Genomic DNA, 15288 nt, shown 5'->3' on the forward strand with positions numbered 1-15288 from the left:
GAACGGAAAGCGAGAAGCAGTCCCATGGCCGAGACCCACGTCCTCTTCGTCGAGGACGACGACGTGATCCGCGAGGCGACCCAGCTCGCCCTGGAGCGGGTCGGTTTCACGGTCACCGCGATGCCCGACGGGCTCTCCGGTCTGGAGGCGTTCCGCGCCGACCGGCCGGACATCGCCCTGCTCGACGTGATGGTGCCGGGTCTGGACGGGGTCAGCCTGTGCCGCCGTATCCGGGACGAGTCGACCGTACCGGTGATCATGCTCTCCGCGCGGGCCGACTCGATCGACGTGGTGCTCGGCCTGGAGGCCGGCGCCGACGACTACGTGACCAAGCCCTTCGACGGGGCGGTCCTGGTCGCCCGCATCCGGGCGGTGCTGCGCCGCTTCGGCCACGCGGCCGGACCGGACGGCGCGGGGCCGGGCGGTACGGATGCGGCGGACGAGGCGCTCCGCGGAGTGCTGGTCTTCGGCGATCTGGAGGTCGACACGGACGGTATGGAGGTGCGGCGCGCCGGGGAGCAGGTGGCGCTGACGCCCACCGAGATGCGGCTGCTGCTGGAGTTCTCGTCCGCGCCGGGCACGGTCCTGTCCCGGGACCGGCTCCTGGAGCGGGTCTGGGACTACGGCTGGGGCGGGGACACCCGGGTCGTGGACGTCCATGTGCAGCGGCTGCGCACCAAGATCGGCCAGGACCGGATCGACACGGTCCGCGGCTTCGGCTACAAGCTGCGCGGATGAGCGGGCCACAGGGGCGGCTGAGGCGGCCACGGATGGAGCGGCCGGGACGGACACGGGTGGAGCGGCCGAGGCAGGCACAGAGGGAGCGGCCGGTGGTGGGCCCATGAAGCGGCTGGCCCTGCGGACCGGTGTCCGCTGGAAGATCAGCATCGCCATCGCGGCGGTGGGCGCGCTCATCGCGGTGGCGCTGAGCCTGGTGGTGCACAACGCGGCCCGCGTCTCGATGATCGAGAACGCCCGCGAGGTGCAGCTGGAGCGGCTTCTGGGCGCCCAGCGCTTCTACGAGGCGACGAGCATGCAGAAGGGCGGCCCGAAGTTCGGGGCGAAGCTTAACGACCCGACGATCCCGCAGAGCCTGCGCGACGAGGTCCGCAAGAACCGCCGGGCCACCCATGTCGAGCAGGGGGCCGACGGGGTCCCCGAGGTCTGGGCGGCGGTACCGCTGGCGGGCGGGGACGTGCTGTCGCTGCACACCCGGTTCGCGGACCGCTCGGCCACGATCATGGACGATCTGGACCGGGCCCTGATCATCGGCTCGGTCTCGGTGGTCTTCGGCGGCTGCGCGCTCGGGGTGCTCATCGGCGGCCAGCTCTCGCGCCGGCTGCGCAAGGCGGCGGCCGCGGCGGGCCGGGTCGCCCAGGGGCAGACGGACGTACGGGTCAGGGAGGCGGTCGGCGGGGTCGTCCGCGACGAGACGGACGAGCTGGCGCGGGCGGTCGACGCGCTGACCGACGCGCTGAACGAGCGGATCGAGGCGGAGCGCCGGGTCACCGCGGACATCGCCCATGAGCTGCGTACCCCGGTGACCGGGCTGCTCACGGCGGCCGAGCTGCTGCCGCCGGGCCGCCCCACCGAGCTGGTACGGGACCGGGCCCAGGCGATGCGGACGCTCGTCGAGGACGTGCTGGAGGTGGCCCGCCTGGACAGTGCCTCGGAGCGGGCGGAGCTGCAGGAGCTGCCGCTCGGGGAGTTCGTCAGCCGCCGGATCGCTCTGCTGGACCCCGATGTGACCGTGCGGGTGATCCATGAGTCGTGGGTCTCCACCGATCCGCGCCGGCTGGAGCGCATCCTCGGCAATCTGCTCGGGAACGCCGCCAAGCACGGCTCCACCCCGGTGGAGGTCTCGGTCGAGGGCCGGGTGGTCCGGGTCCGCGACCACGGTCCGGGGTTCCCGGAGGAGCTGCTGCGGGACGGGCCGAGCCGGTTCCGTACCGGAAGCGTGGACCGGGCCGGGCACGGGCACGGGCTCGGGCTGACGATCGCGGCGGGCCAGGCGCGGGTGCTCGGGGCCCGGCTGACCTTCCGGAACGCGGCGCCCTCGGGTGCGGCGGAGGGCACGGGCGGGGCGATCGCGGTGCTGTGGCTGCCGGAGCACGCGCCGACGGTGACGGGGAGCTTCCCGGTGCTGCGGATGGCGGACCAGCGGCAGCCGTCGGACTGAGCGGCGGCGCGTGGTTCGACGGCGGAACGCCGACGGCGACCCCGAGGAGTGAGCCGTGAGGCTGTCCTCGACGTCGCCGTCGGTCGGGTGACCCGGGCGCACGCCCCGGGTACCGGGGTGTAACGGGTCCACTGAACGCTCTTCGGTTGTGCTGCGCGGCCGCCGGGGGCCGTGCGGCGCTGGGCGCCTGGTCTCCGGCCGGTGGGCCGCGCGGTTACGCCGGCCGGATCAGATGGAGACGTGCACCGAGCGGAGGAACGCGGCCGGGTTCAGAGCCGAGCCGTAGTTCGGGGTGGTGCGGATCTCGAAGTGCAGGTGCGGGCCGCTGGAGTTTCCGGTGTTGCCGGACAGCGCGATCTTCTCGCCCGTCTTGACCTTCTCGCCGATCTTCACGTTGACCTTCGACAGGTGCGCGTACTGCGAGTACTTGCCGTTGGAGTGCTTGATCACGACGGCGTTGCCGTACGCGGGGCCGTCACCGGCACCGTTCGGGCCGGCCTTCACGACGGTGCCGGTGTGGGCGGCCGTGACGGTGGTGCCGATCGGCACCGCGAAGTCCTGGCCGGAGTGCTTGGCGGCCCAGCGGGCGCCACCGGTGCCGTAGCTGGCGGTCAGCTTGTACTTCTTGACCGGGGCCTTCCAGGAGGCGGCGTTCTTCTTCGCGGCCTTCTTCTTGTCCTCGGCCTTCTTCTTGGCGTCGGAGGCCTTCTTCGCGGCCGTCTTCTTCGCCGCGTCCGCGGCCTTGGCCTGCGCGGCCGCCTGCTGGGCGACCGAGTCGGCGGTCGTGCTCGCGGCAAGGGGGGCAGCGGCGGCGGTGCCGCTGGAGGCGAACGCCGTTCCGGCACCCAGCACCACGGACGCTCCCAGGCCGGCGGCCAGGACGGCGCCACGGACGCGGAAGGCGGACGGGCGGATGGTGTGCTGGTTCGTTGCGCGCTTCATACGAGGAAGTCCTCCGAAGGTGAGTGGACCCGGCGTGCTGTCCGGGCTTGCTCAACCTTGGTAACCCGCACCCCGGCCGATGCTCAAACACCCCATCTACGAAGAAAAGCCGTAGAGAGGGTGGGGGGAATTGACCGAGGTTGTCCCTCGGTGAGGGGTTGGCGCGGGCGACGAAATCCTTCGCGCGAAAGACGTTTAACCCCTGTTCCATGGGGCTCTTTCCGGACATGGCACCGCGAGACGGCCGTATCGCCCAGAACCTCGGAAGGGCCCGGCGACGCCGGGCCGAAGGTCCCGCGGCCGATCACGGCCCCTTCTACGGGTCCGGGTAGTAGGCCTGTTTCGGGCTGTGCGCCTTGTCACCGCCGGTGGGACCTAAGTCCTTCCGATTCGGGACCTTCGGCCCGCTACTTCACTACGCTGACGGGAAAGCGGCACCGCACCCCGGGGGACCCCAATGACGGCCGAGAACACCCATGCGCTGGACGGCATCGAGCTCGCGGACGCCGTTGCGTCCATCCGCAACCAGCTGATCGACGCGGCGACCCGGGGCACGGACCACCCCGTCTCCTTCGCGGTCGGCGACATCCAGATGGAGTTCACCCTCGAACTGCGCCGGGAGGCGAAGGCGGGCGGCAAGGTGAAGGCCTGGGTGGTCGAGGCGGGTGCGGACGCCGCCCGCACCACAGGCCGCACGCACAAGGTCGCCTTCACCCTGACGCCGCGCAACGCCGCGACGGGCGAGGCGTGGGAGATCGGGACCGAGGACGACGGGTCGACGGCGGGGTTCGGTGACGGGGCCTCCCGTACATGAGCCCGACCGTCGTCCACCCCGCCGACCGTACGGTGGTCGTCACCGCGATCCAGCAGGGCAGCGGCGTCCTGCTCACCGACCGGCTGGTCCTCACCTGCGCCCACGTGGTCAAGTCCGGGTCCGTCCTGATCGCCCACCCGGCCGTCTCCGACCGGATACGGGCCACGGTCGCCTGGATCGACTACCGGCTGGACGTGGCCCTGCTGGAGGCCGTCGAACCGGTACGGCCGGTCCCGCCCGTACGGCTCGGCGTGGTCGACACCCGCCAGGCGATACCGGACTGCGAGATCACCGGCTTCCCCCGCGTCCAGCGCTACGGCCCCGACCGGCGGCTGGAGGCGGACCAGTACACGGCGACGGTCCTGCCCGTGGCGGGCCAGGTCCGCGACCTGCTGGTCTGTGATCTGGACGGCCCGCCCGCCGCCCGCCCGGACGACGAGCCGGCCGCGCTCGCCGGGCTCTCCGGCGGCCCGGTCTTCATGGGGGACGTGCTGCTGGGCGTGGCCCGCCAGGTCCCGCAGCAGCGCGACGGCCGCCGGGTCGAGTGCGTCCCGCTCGCCCCGGTCCTGGCGGCGAACCCGTTCCGCCTCGTCTACCGGCGGACCGGGGTCGACCTGCGCCAGGAACGCGTCCACGGCAGCTTCCCGCGCGACCTGCGGTACGAGACGGAGTACGCGCAGGCGCTCGGCGTCGCCTATCGCCGCACGAGGATCTTCGGCCTGGACGAGCTGAGCCGCCATGACCGGGAATGGGACCTGGACACGGCCTACCTGAGCCTGGAGGCCCAGGCCCAGGACCGGGCCGCCCCGGGCCCGCCGCTCCCCCGGCGCATCGACGACCTTCTCGCCGACCGCCCCCGGGTCCTGCTCCGCGGCGACGCGGGCGCGGGCAAGACGACGCTGCTGTGGTGGCTGGCCGCGCACGCCTCGGCCCGCACCCTGGACGACGACCTGGCCCCACTGAACGGACTGGTCCCGTTCGTGGTGCCCCTGCGCACCCTGCGCGCCCGGGGGATGACGTTCCCGGGCCCGGCCGAGCTGTCGGGTGCGGCGGGGCTGGTGGTGGACACGGCCCCGGAGGGCTGGGCGGGCCGGGTCCTGGCGGCCGGGCGGGCGTTGTTGCTGGTGGACGGGCTGGACGAGGTGCCGCCGGAGGAGCGCGAACAGGCCCATTTCTGGCTCTCGCAGCTCCTGGCCCGCTACCCGGACACCCGGTGCGTCGTGACCGTACGGCCGCTCGCCGTCGAACCGGACTGGCTGCGGTCGGAAGGCTTCGCGGAGTTACGCCTGCTGCCGATGCGGAACGAGGACATCCAGGCGTTCGTGAGCTCCTGGCACCGGGCGGCCCGGCTGTCCGATCAGGACGAGGCCGAACGGCTGGACGAGCTGGAACGCGACCTCTCCCACCAGTTCGACCAGAACCCCACGCTCCGCGACCTGGCGCGTACGCCCCTGCTCTGCGCGGTGATCTGCGCCCTGCACCGCCGCCGCGACGGCTTCCTCCCGGAGACCCGCTGGAAGCTGTACCGCTCGGCCCTGGAGATGCTGCTGGGCCACCGCGACCACCGCCGCCGGATCGGGCACCCCGAGGGCATCGACCTGGACGTCGAGGAATCCACCCAGCTCCTCCAGCGGATCGCCGTCTGGCTGGTCCGCGAGGGCCAGTCGGAGTTCACCCGGGACCAGGCACTGCGCCAGCTCCGGCGGGCCTTGGCCGGGATGGAGCGGGTCGGCGCCCAGGGCCCGCCGGAGAAGATCCTCACGCATCTGCTCAACCGCAGCGGCCTGCTCCAGGAGCACGGGGACGACACCTACCAGTTCATCCACCGGACCTTCCAGGACTACCTGGCCGCGAAGGAGCTCGTCGAGGACGACCACCTGGGCGAACTGCTGCGGCATGTGGACGAGGAGGCCTGGGAGGACGTGATCCTGCTGGCGGCCGGTCACTGCGGCCGGCGCGAGCTGGCCGTTCTGGTGGACGGGTTGCTGGACGCGGGGCTGAGGCATGAGGAGGGCACGCTCAACCGCGTGGGCGTCCACGTGCTGGCCGCCCTGTGCGCGCAGCACGCGGCGTGGCTGGAGCGGACCGTACAGGAACGGGTCCGGCAGAGCGTGGCCGCGCTGTTCCCACCGGTGGACGAGGCGCAGGCCACCCTCCTGGCCTGGCTGGGGGAAGCGGCGCTGACGTTCCTGCCGAAGGCCGGAAGCCTGCCGGCCGACGCGCCGTCCGTGCGCTGCACGGTCAAGCTGGTGGGGCTGATCGGGGGCCGCTCGGCCGTCCCGCACGCCCGCGCGTGGGCCCGGGAGCATCCGGAACTGGGCCTGGACTTTATTGCCGCCTGGGACAACTTCCCGCTGGACGCGTACGCGTCCGAGGTCCTGGAGTCCTGCCGGCTCACCGGGGACTTCGTGACGGTCGCCCCCCGCCACATGCGGTATCTGCCCCGCCTGACGGACATCGGCCAGCTCCTGGTGAGAGGTGACCTGTCGGAGGCGGAGTTCGTGACGGCCGTGGCGGCGCACCGGCTCACCGGGCTCGGATTCGGCGACAACCGGCTGATCACCGACCTCGGGATGCTGGCTTCCGTCGTGCCGGACCTGGAGTTCCTCCATTTCACGCGGTGCTCCGCCATCGAGGACTTCGGGCCTCTCGCGGACTACTCCAAGCTGGAGAGCTTCAGTCTCCGCCAGTGCGGGATCTCCCGGCTCGACGCACTGCCGCCCCTGCCGCGCGTTCTGTTCCTGGGTCTGGAAGAGAACCGTCCCGTGACTCTGCGCGGGCTCGCGTCCTGGGAACAGCTCACCTCGCTCGCCGTCTCCCGGCTCGCCTCGTTCGCCGATGCCGCCGCGGAGCTGCGGGAGCACGGGGGCGTCCTGGCACTCCGGCTCGCCGAGCCCCCGTCGGCGGCCGACTGCGCGACCCTGGCCCCGCTCCCCTCCGTCCAGCGCCTCATGCTCGACACCCATGCGGACAGCGAGGATCTGCCGCTCCTGCGGGGGCTTTTCCCTTCGCTCCGGACACTGGAGCTGAGTTCCGAAGGCGGGTGCCCGGCGGGCAGCCTCGACGCGCTGCGCCGCAGCTGGCCGGAGCTGGAGGTCACGGTGACCGCCGACGGACAAGGGGCTGCCCCGGACCGGCCGTGAAGCCGATTCCGGGGCAGCCCCTCACACGCGCTCGGGCTCAGGCCCTACGTGCGCGTCACGCGTCCTTCGTCAGGTTCGGGCCGGCGCCGCCTGCCGCCTGCTCGATCGGGGGGACGTCGGGCAGAGCCGACTTCTCCTCGCCGCGGAAGGTGAACGTCTTGTCGTCACCCTCGCCCTCGGTGCCCACGACCACGATGTGACCGGGACGCAGCTCACCGAAGAGGATCTTCTCGGAGAGGACGTCCTCGATCTGCCGCTGGATCGTCCGGCGCAGCGGCCGGGCGCCCATCACGGGGTCGTAGCCCTTCTTCGCGAGCAGCGTCTTGGCCTCGCCACTGAGCTCGATGCCCATGTCGCGGTCCTTGAGACGCTCGTCGACCTTGGCGAGCATGAGGTCGACGATCTGGATGATGTCTTCCTCGGTCAGCTGGTGGAAGACCACCGTGTCGTCGACACGGTTGAGGAATTCCGGCCGGAAGTGCTGCTTGAGCTCTTCGTTGACCTTGACCTTCATGCGCTCGTAGTTGGTCTTGACGTCGCCCTGGGCGGCGAAGCCCAGGTTGAAGCCCTTGGAGATGTCCCGGGTCCCGAGGTTGGTCGTCATGATGATGACCGTGTTCTTGAAGTCCACGACCCGACCCTGGGAGTCGGTCAAGCGACCGTCCTCCAGAATCTGGAGCAGGGAATTGAAGATATCGGGGTGGGCCTTCTCGACCTCGTCGAAGAGGACGACGGAGAACGGCTTGCGGCGCACCTTCTCGGTGAGCTGGCCGCCCTCCTCGTAGCCCACGTAACCGGGGGGCGAACCGAAGAGGCGGGAAACCGTGTGCTTCTCGCTGAACTCCGACATGTCGAGGGAGATCAGCGCGTCCTCGTCGCCGAAGAGGAATTCGGCGAGCGTCTTGGACAGCTCCGTCTTACCGACACCGGACGGGCCGGCGAAGATGAACGAGCCACCGGGGCGCTTCGGGTCCTTCAGGCCGGCTCGCGTACGGCGGATCGCCTGCGAGAGGGCCTTGATGGCGTCCTTCTGGCCGATGACGCGCTTGTGGAGCTCGTCCTCCATGCGCAGCAGACGGGAGGACTCCTCCTCCGTCAGCTTGAAGACCGGGATACCGGTGGCGGTGGCCAGGACTTCGGCGATCAGCTCGCCGTCGACCTCGGCGACGACGTCCATGTCGCCGGCCTTCCACTCCTTCTCCCGCTTGGCCTTCGCCGCCAGCAGCTGCTTCTCCTTGTCGCGGAGGGAAGCCGCCTTCTCGAAGTCCTGGGAGTCGATGGCCGACTCCTTGTCGCGGCGGACACCCGCGATCTTCTCGTCGAACTCGCGGAGGTCCGGCGGCGCGGTCATCCGGCGGATGCGCATCCGGGAACCGGCCTCGTCGATCAGGTCGATCGCCTTGTCCGGCAGGAAGCGGTCCGAGATGTACCGGTCGGCCAGGGTCGCGGCCTGGACGAGGGCCTCGTCCGTGATGGAGACCCGGTGGTGGGCCTCGTAACGGTCGCGCAGACCCTTGAGGATCTCGATGGTGTGCGGCAGCGACGGCTCCGCGACCTGGATGGGCTGGAAGCGGCGCTCGAGAGCGGCGTCCTTCTCCAAGTGCTTGCGGTACTCGTCGAGCGTGGTGGCACCGATGGTCTGGAGCTCACCGCGCGCCAGCATGGGCTTCAGGATCGAAGCCGCGTCGATGGCGCCCTCCGCGGCACCCGCACCGACCAGCGTGTGAAGCTCGTCGATGAACAGGATGATGTCGCCGCGGGTGCGGATCTCCTTGAGGACCTTCTTCAGGCGCTCCTCGAAGTCACCCCGGTACCGCGAACCGGCGACCAGGGCGCCGAGGTCCAGGGTGTAGAGGTGCTTGTCCTTGAGGGTCTCGGGCACCTCGCCCTTGACGATCGCCTGGGCCAGGCCCTCGACGACCGCCGTCTTGCCGACACCGGGCTCGCCGATGAGGACGGGGTTGTTCTTCGTCCGGCGGGACAGCACCTGCATGACCCGCTCGATCTCCTTCTCGCGCCCGATGACCGGGTCGAGCTTGGACTCACGAGCGGCCTGGGTGAGATTCCGGCCGAACTGGTCGAGCACCAGGGATGTGGAGGGCGTGCCCTCGGCGGGGCCGCCGGCGGCCGCCGTCTCCTTGCCGCCCGAGTATCCGGAAAGCAGCTGGATGACCTGCTGCCGGACCCGGTTCAGGTCGGCGCCCAGCTTCACGAGGACCTGGGCGGCGACGCCCTCGCCCTCGCGGATCAGGCCGAGCAGGATGTGCTCGGTGCCGATGTAGTTGTGGCCCAGCTGAAGAGCCTCGCGGAGCGACAGCTCCAGGACCTTCTTGGCTCGCGGGGTGAAGGGGATGTGCCCGGAAGGAGCCTGCTGCCCCTGCCCGATGATCTCCTCCACCTGCTGGCGGACCGCCTCGAGCGAAATCCCGAGGCTCTCCAGGGCCTTAGCGGCGACACCCTCACCCTCGTGGATCAGGCCCAGGAGGATGTGCTCGGTGCCGATGTAGTTGTGGTTGAGCATCCGGGCTTCTTCCTGAGCCAGGACGACAACCCGCCGCGCGCGGTCGGTGAACCTCTCGAACATCGTTAATCGCTCCTCAGAGCGGTCGGTCAGTGAGGGGTCGGTCCCCTCCCAGTCCTTCCGCATGCTAGTCCCGCAGGACGGGACAGCTCATTCCAACTGCCGACATCCGTCCGGATCACCCCGCGCCGGGCGGGGATTCTTACTGCCGAACAGCTGACAACTGCTCCAACCCGATGGTGCGAGACGATGTTCCCGCAGGCCAGGCAGATACCCCTTTCGCCAGTACGCCGATGGCGAACGTGAGACGCCTCGGCCAGCGTGTCGCCCCTTCCCACTAGGAAAGTCTTACCCGCAATCACTGACAGTCCATGCGGCGCGCCCCGGTTCCCTCCGCTACGGGCGAACATCCTTGCGCTGCTGAATGCTCCTGAGCGCCCCCTCGACGGGAACACCAGGTGATGGCGCGCGGACGGTGCGTAACTCCGGAGGCGGTTCGGCGGTTCATCGGACATGACCCGCACCGTCCCGCAGCCCCGATCGTCGCCCGATGCCGCTCCGGGTTCCGCCGACGCCGCTCTCGCCCGGCGGTACGCGCGAGAGCTGGGCTGGGCCACCGCGGGGCGCGATCCGCTGCGCCTGCTCACCGGGGAGTCCTTCGATGTGCTGGAGCTGCCCGCCGAGGCCGGTCACGCCGTGCTGCGGCGCGGTGTGCGCACGGGCCCGGTGCTGCTGTCCGGTACGCGCATGGGACTGCTGGTCGCCGCGGGCGGCGCCGATGAGCTGCCGGGGCTGCTCGACTGGCTGGAGTGGAGTCCTCTCGCGCCGGACCTGACCGCCGTGGGTGCGGGGGGCCGGGTCACGGCCCCGCCTCTCCCGGGCACCGCGGGGGGCTCGACGGGGGCCGCTGTCTGGCTGCGGCCCCCAGAGCCGGGGCGTGCGCCCGGGCCTGCGCTGCCGACCCTCGCAGGCTTCGGGAGCAGCGGTGGGGGTGCCCCCGATCTCGTACGCCTGGTGGACGCGGCGGCCACGGAATGCCATCGGGTCCGGTTGTCACACGCCCGTTCCGGCGCGCCGACAGGGGTGCTGACAAGGGGTTCGGCAGATCAGCCGTTGGCCTTCTCGTAAGCCTCGCGGATCTCGGCGGGAACGCGGCCGCGGTCATTCACATTGTGGCCGTTCTCCCGGGCCCACCGGCGGATTTCCGCGGTGTCCTTGTTACCGCCGGCGGCGGCGCGGCCCTTGCCACGGCCCGTGGCGGCACGGCCACCGGTGCGACGTCCACCCTTGGTGTAGGGCTCGAGAAGGCCGCGAAGCTTGTCCGCGTTGGCCGTGGTGAGGTCGATCTCGTACGTCTTGCCGTCGAGGGCGAACGTGACGGTCTCGTCAGCCTCGACACCGTCGAGGTCATCGACAAGAAGGACCTGAACCTTCTGTGCCACGGGATTTCCTTTCATCGAAAATGGAGTACGCGGAAAGGAAACCGCTTTTCCCGGGAAAACACAAACCCTCGGGAGAGGTTCAGCAGCCCGGGAAGACGGGAAACATGCGCGATTCGGACATAGGGAGGCAGGCCCTTCTGCAGATCACAGGTGCAGAAGCATCCGGCTGTTGCCCAAGGTGTTCGGCTTCACTCGTTCGAGACCGAGGAACTCCGCGACACCCTCGTCGTAGGAACGCAGCAGCTCACTGTAGACATCGGTGTCGACGGGCGTCTCTCCGATCTCGACGAAGCCGTGCTTGGCGAAGAAGTCCACTTCGAAGGTGAGACAGAAAACCCTGCGGACACCGAGCCATCGCGCGGTCTGCAAGAGCTTCTCCAGCACGTGATGCCCGACTCCAGCGCCCTTCATGCGGGGGTCGACCGCAAGGGTCCGCACTTCCGCCAGGTCTTCCCACATGACATGAAGTGCGCCGCAGCCGATGACGGTCGCGTCCTCGTCGCGTTCCGCTACCCAGAACTCCTGGATGTCCTCGTAAAGGGTGACGGTCGCTTTGTCGAGCAGGATGCCCCCGGACACGTACCCGTCGAGGAGTCGTCGAACCGCCCCGACATCACTCGTCCTGGCCCGTCGGACGGTGATGGCGGGCTTATTTACCGACGGGTCGGTATGGAGTTCGGTATCGGGATCGCTTTGCGGCTGCTCTGAGGACATGCCCCGACGCTATCGCCCGCTCTCCGGCGTCGCGTCATCGGTCGGGGCGTCATCTCCCGCGGCGCCTGCGGTCGGTTCCGCGGGGTTGCCGGTGGTGGTTTCGACGTTCGGGCCGGGGGTGGTTTCCGTGAGATTGGGGGAAACCATACGAACGGCGTCCTGCAGTGCTTCCCGCTGCTCGGCGGACATCATCCCGAAGAACGCGACAAGCGCTGCGGCGGGGTTGTCGCTCTGTGACCAGGCTTCGTTCATCAGTGCGGCCGAGTAGGCGGCCCTGGTGGAGACGGCCGTATATCGATAGGCGCGGCCGTCCACTTCCCTCCGGACCCAGCCCTTCTGATGGAGATTGTCCATTACCGTCATCACGGTCGTGTAGGCGATGGACCGTTCCTGCTGAAGGTCCTCAAGGACTTCCCGCACCGTGACCGGCCGGTTCCATTGCCAGACGCGCGTCATCACGGCGTCTTCGAGGTCTCCCAATTGACGGGGCACGCGATCACTTTAGTGCTAGATGTCCATAATAGTCTGCTCTTGCACAGCAAAAAGCGCACGGCTCTCGACGAGTCGTGCGCTCGGGGTCGCGCGTAAGGAGGACGTGGGGCGGGCGGGGCCGCTCCTGCGGTCAGACATTCTCCGGACGAGCGGTCTGCTTTGCGGATTCCGCGCGGGCGATCGCCGCGTCCACGGCGTCGTCCTCCTTGGTCTTGTTCGGACCACCCTGGCTCTTGACGATGATCACGATCAGGGAGACGAAGAAGACGGCCATCACCACGGGGGGCACGAGCGCGGATACGTAGTCCATGCCGTCCAGAGTAGCGAGCCCGGAACGGCCCGACGCGGCGACCTCCCGGTGGAGGCCGCCGCGTCGGGGACCGCCGGAGGGTCAGCCGGCCGCCCGCTCCTCGGACGGGGGCGGTGCGGGCCGTCGGCGCGGCGGGAAGACCTCGGAGGGCTTGGGCATGGGGCGGTCGCCGGGCTTCTGCGGTTTGCCCGGCGTGGCCGGGGTCCCGGGCCGTTCCGGTTCCCGGGTGGCGGCGCGGCCGCCGGGCAGGGCGAGCAGCCGGCTGCGGGGGCCGGGGGCCGCGGCGCCGGCGGAGCGGCCGGCGAGCCGGGCCCGTACGGAGCGCTCGGCGAGCACCTGGCAGCGCTCCAGGAGCGCGGCCGCGAGCGGTCCGCCGCGCAGGGCCCGCAGGGCGGCCAGATCGTCCGGGCGGGGGTCGTAGCCGGCCGCCAAGGCGTCCTGGAGCAGCTCCAGATAGCCGGTGGCGGAGCCGGGGAGGGCGTTGCGGTAGCGGGCGAGGTCGGCGAGGAGGAACGCTCGCAGACGACCCGCCTCGCCGACCGCCTCGTCCACGGAGCCCGCGAGCCGCAGGCAGTCCTGGACGTCCTCGTCGGACAGGGGCATGGGGTGGAGGGCGATGGCGAGGGCACGTCGGAGCACCCGCAGCTCGTCCGCGCTGAACGCCATGCCGCCTCGTGAACCGTAGGGCGTGGGCATGACGCGACAATACGTGCTAAATGGACAAAATCCGTTTAACTGGTCGTCGGTGGCGCGGCGTGGCAGAACGGGCCGACGACCGCGGCCCCGGCCGTTCCCGCAGGTACGCCGGGGTCCTGTGCGGCCGCCCCTACGAACGGGACACGTTCCGCTCGTAGACCAGGCGCAGCCCGATGAGCGTCAGCCACGGCTCGTGCTCGTCGATGACCGAGGACTCCCCCAACACCATCGGAGCAAGGCCGCCCGTCGCGATGACGGTGACGTCGTCCGGGTCGGCGGCCAGCTCCTTCTTCATCCGGGCCACCACCCCGTCGACCTGGCCCGCGAAGCCGTAGATGATGCCGGACTGCATGGCCTCGACGGTGTTCTTGCCGATCACGCTGCGCGGCCTGGCCAGCTCGATCTTGCGGAGCTGGGCGCCCCGGACGCCGAGCGCCTCGACGGAGATCTCGATGCCGGGGGCGATCACCCCGCCCGCGTACTCGCCGCGCGGGGAGACCGCGTCGAAGGTGGTGGCGGTGCCGAAGTCGACGACGATCGCCGGGCCCCCGTACAGCTCGACGGCGGCGACCGCGTTGATGATGCGGTCCGCGCCGACCTCCTTGGGGTTGTCCATCAGGATCGGCACGCCCGTCTTGACGCCGGGCTCGACCAGCACGGCGGGGACGTCGCCGTAGTAGCGGCGGGTGACCTCGCGCAGCTCGTGCAGGACCGAGGGGACGGTGGCGCAGATCGCGATGCCCTCGATGCCGTCGCCCAGCTCCATGCCGAGCAGCGGGTGCATGCCCATCAGGCCCTGGAGCAGGACGGCCAGCTCGTCCGCGGTGCGGCGGGCGTCGGTGGAGATCCGCCAGTGCTCGACGATCTCCTCGCCGTCGAAGAGGCCGAGGACCGTGTGCGTGTTGCCGACGTCGATGGTGAGCAGCATCAGGCGTCGTCCCCGGCGGAGGGGGACGCGTCCGCGTCGCGGAAGTCCAGGCCGATGTCGAGGATCGGCGAGGAGTGGGTGAGCGCCCCGACCGCGAGGTAGTCCACGCCCGCGTCGGCGTAGGCGCGGGCCGAGTCGAGGGTGAGGCGGCCCGAGGACTCCAGGATCGCCCGGCCGTCGACCAGGGCCACCGCCTCGGCGGTCTCGGCCGGGGTGAAGTTGTCCAGCAGGATCAGGTCGACGCCCGCGTCCAGCACCTCGCGGACCTGGTCCATCGTGTCGACCTCGACCTCGATGGGCAGCTCGGGGAACTCGGCGCGCACGCGCTTGAAGGCCTCCGCGACGCCGCCCGCGGCGATCACGTGGTTGTCCTTGACCAGGGCCGCGTCGGAGAGCGACATCCGGTGGTTGACGCCGCCGCCGCAGCGCACCGCGTACTTCTCCAGCGCGCGCAGGCCCGCCGTCGTCTTGCGGGTGTCGCGGACCTTGGCCCTGGAGCCCTCCAGCACGTCCGCCCAGGCGCGGGTGGCGGTCGCGATGCCGGAGAGGCGGCAGAGCAGGTTCAGCGCGCTGCGCTCGCCGGTCAGCAGATCGCGGGTGCGGGTGGTGACGGTCAGCAGCTTCTGGCCGGGGACGATCCGGTCGCCGTCCTCGACGTGCCGCTCGACCTCGAACTCCTCGGTGCAGACGATCGACAGGACCGCCTCGGCGACCCGGAGCCCGGCGACCACGCCCGCCTCGCGGGCCGTGAAGTCGCCGGTGATCACGGCGTCCTCGGGGACGGTCGCCACGGTCGTGACGTCCACTCCGCCGTCGAGGTCCTCCTCGATCGCCACGTGCGCGACGTCCTCGACCTGGACGGGGTCGAGCCCCGCCTCGGCCAGCAGCAGGGCGAGCGCGGGGTCGAGGCCGCACTCCAGGGCTTCGGGGTCGAATCCGTCGTCACCGCCACAGCCGCAGCCGTCGCCGCAGCCGCCTCCCGCCGGTGCGGACGATGCCGGCGCGCCGACGCTGATCAGCGGTACGTCCACGGGAGTGGGGCGCGGATTCTCTTCGGGCGTGCTCACGGTGTCGGCTCCTCGGGGCGTGGCGGGTGGTGCGGGTGCT

14 protein-coding genes are annotated in these 15288 nt (G+C 70.7%); 5 read left to right on the plus strand and 9 right to left on the minus strand.

Translation table 11 applies throughout. The annotated features are described in order from the left end of the window. The first annotated feature begins 24 nt into the window (after positions 1-24). Positions 25-738 carry a two-component system response regulator CseB gene (cseB, locus tag IE134_RS31135; RefSeq protein ID WP_098016741.1) on the plus strand — a complete coding sequence of 238 codons (714 nt, stop codon included), beginning with the start codon at positions 25-27 and terminating at the stop codon, positions 736-738. Between the two features lie 103 nt (positions 739-841). Then, complete coding sequence (cseC, locus tag IE134_RS31140; protein ID WP_098016740.1) at positions 842-2179, plus strand: two-component system sensor histidine kinase CseC; 1338 nt, start codon at positions 842-844, stop codon at positions 2177-2179. A 228-nt stretch (positions 2180-2407) separates the two neighbouring features. On the opposite strand, the gene IE134_RS31145 is transcribed toward cseC, so the two are convergent. After that, positions 2408-3121: a M23 family metallopeptidase gene (locus IE134_RS31145; protein ID WP_030720793.1), complete on the minus strand. Its 714-nt coding sequence runs from the start codon at positions 3119-3121 to the stop codon at positions 2408-2410. Positions 3122-3578: 457 nt separating this feature from the next. Here IE134_RS31145 and IE134_RS31150 point away from each other — a divergent pair, with 457 nt between their 5' ends. After that, entirely contained in the window at positions 3579-3935 is a 357-nt protein-coding gene (locus IE134_RS31150) for a trypco2 family protein (RefSeq protein WP_030720790.1), read from the plus strand. Then, positions 3932-7078 carry an NACHT domain-containing protein gene (locus IE134_RS31155; protein WP_126932624.1) on the plus strand — a complete coding sequence of 1049 codons (3147 nt, stop codon included), beginning with the start codon at positions 3932-3934 and terminating at the stop codon, positions 7076-7078. Before IE134_RS31150 ends, IE134_RS31155 begins: the two co-directional genes overlap by 4 nt. A 55-nt stretch (positions 7079-7133) precedes the next feature. Here IE134_RS31155 and IE134_RS31160 read toward each other — a convergent pair whose 3' ends face one another. After that, on the minus strand, positions 7134-9662 hold the full coding sequence (locus tag IE134_RS31160; protein ID WP_006125502.1) for an ATP-dependent Clp protease ATP-binding subunit: 2529 nt from the start codon (positions 9660-9662) through the stop codon (positions 7134-7136). A 450-nt stretch (positions 9663-10112) separates the two neighbouring features. Here IE134_RS31160 and IE134_RS31165 point away from each other — a divergent pair, with 450 nt between their 5' ends. Continuing rightward, positions 10113-10727 (plus strand): SCO3374 family protein, encoded by a 615-nt coding sequence (locus IE134_RS31165; RefSeq protein WP_030720784.1) that lies wholly within the window; start codon positions 10113-10115, stop codon positions 10725-10727. On the opposite strand, the gene IE134_RS31170 is transcribed toward IE134_RS31165, so the two are convergent. The 7 genes from IE134_RS31170 to nadC all read right to left on the minus strand — a co-directional run bounded on the left by IE134_RS31170 (position 10706) and on the right by nadC (position 15248). Continuing rightward, complete coding sequence (locus tag IE134_RS31170; protein ID WP_006125504.1) at positions 10706-11041, minus strand: histone-like nucleoid-structuring protein Lsr2; 336 nt, start codon at positions 11039-11041, stop codon at positions 10706-10708. The two genes, IE134_RS31165 and IE134_RS31170, sit on opposite strands and share 22 nt — an antisense overlap. A 144-nt stretch (positions 11042-11185) precedes the next feature. Continuing rightward, the gene (locus IE134_RS31175) at positions 11186-11755 is read right to left on the minus strand and encodes an amino-acid N-acetyltransferase (RefSeq protein WP_029182643.1); all 570 of its coding nucleotides are present in this window, start codon (positions 11753-11755) and stop codon (positions 11186-11188) included. 9 nt (positions 11756-11764) lie between these two features. Next, the gene (locus IE134_RS31180) at positions 11765-12211 is read right to left on the minus strand and encodes a BlaI/MecI/CopY family transcriptional regulator (protein ID WP_032769447.1); all 447 of its coding nucleotides are present in this window, start codon (positions 12209-12211) and stop codon (positions 11765-11767) included. 166 nt (positions 12212-12377) lie between these two features. Then, complete coding sequence (locus IE134_RS31185; protein ID WP_006125507.1) at positions 12378-12557, minus strand: hypothetical protein; 180 nt, start codon at positions 12555-12557, stop codon at positions 12378-12380. Positions 12558-12638: 81 nt separating this feature from the next. After that, complete coding sequence (locus IE134_RS31190) at positions 12639-13223, minus strand: hypothetical protein (protein ID WP_030720778.1); 585 nt, start codon at positions 13221-13223, stop codon at positions 12639-12641. 160 nt (positions 13224-13383) lie between these two features. Beyond that, complete coding sequence (locus tag IE134_RS31195) at positions 13384-14181, minus strand: type III pantothenate kinase (RefSeq protein ID WP_030087892.1); 798 nt, start codon at positions 14179-14181, stop codon at positions 13384-13386. Next, a complete protein-coding gene (gene nadC, locus IE134_RS31200; RefSeq protein WP_032769431.1) occupies positions 14181-15248 on the minus strand; it encodes a carboxylating nicotinate-nucleotide diphosphorylase in 1068 nt (355 codons plus the stop codon). Before nadC ends, IE134_RS31195 begins: the two co-directional genes overlap by 1 nt. Positions 15249-15288 lie beyond the last annotated feature (40 nt).

This window comes from Streptomyces rubiginosohelvolus (genome assembly GCF_014649875.1).
GTDB lineage: Bacteria > Actinomycetota > Actinomycetes > Streptomycetales > Streptomycetaceae > Streptomyces > Streptomyces rubiginosohelvolus.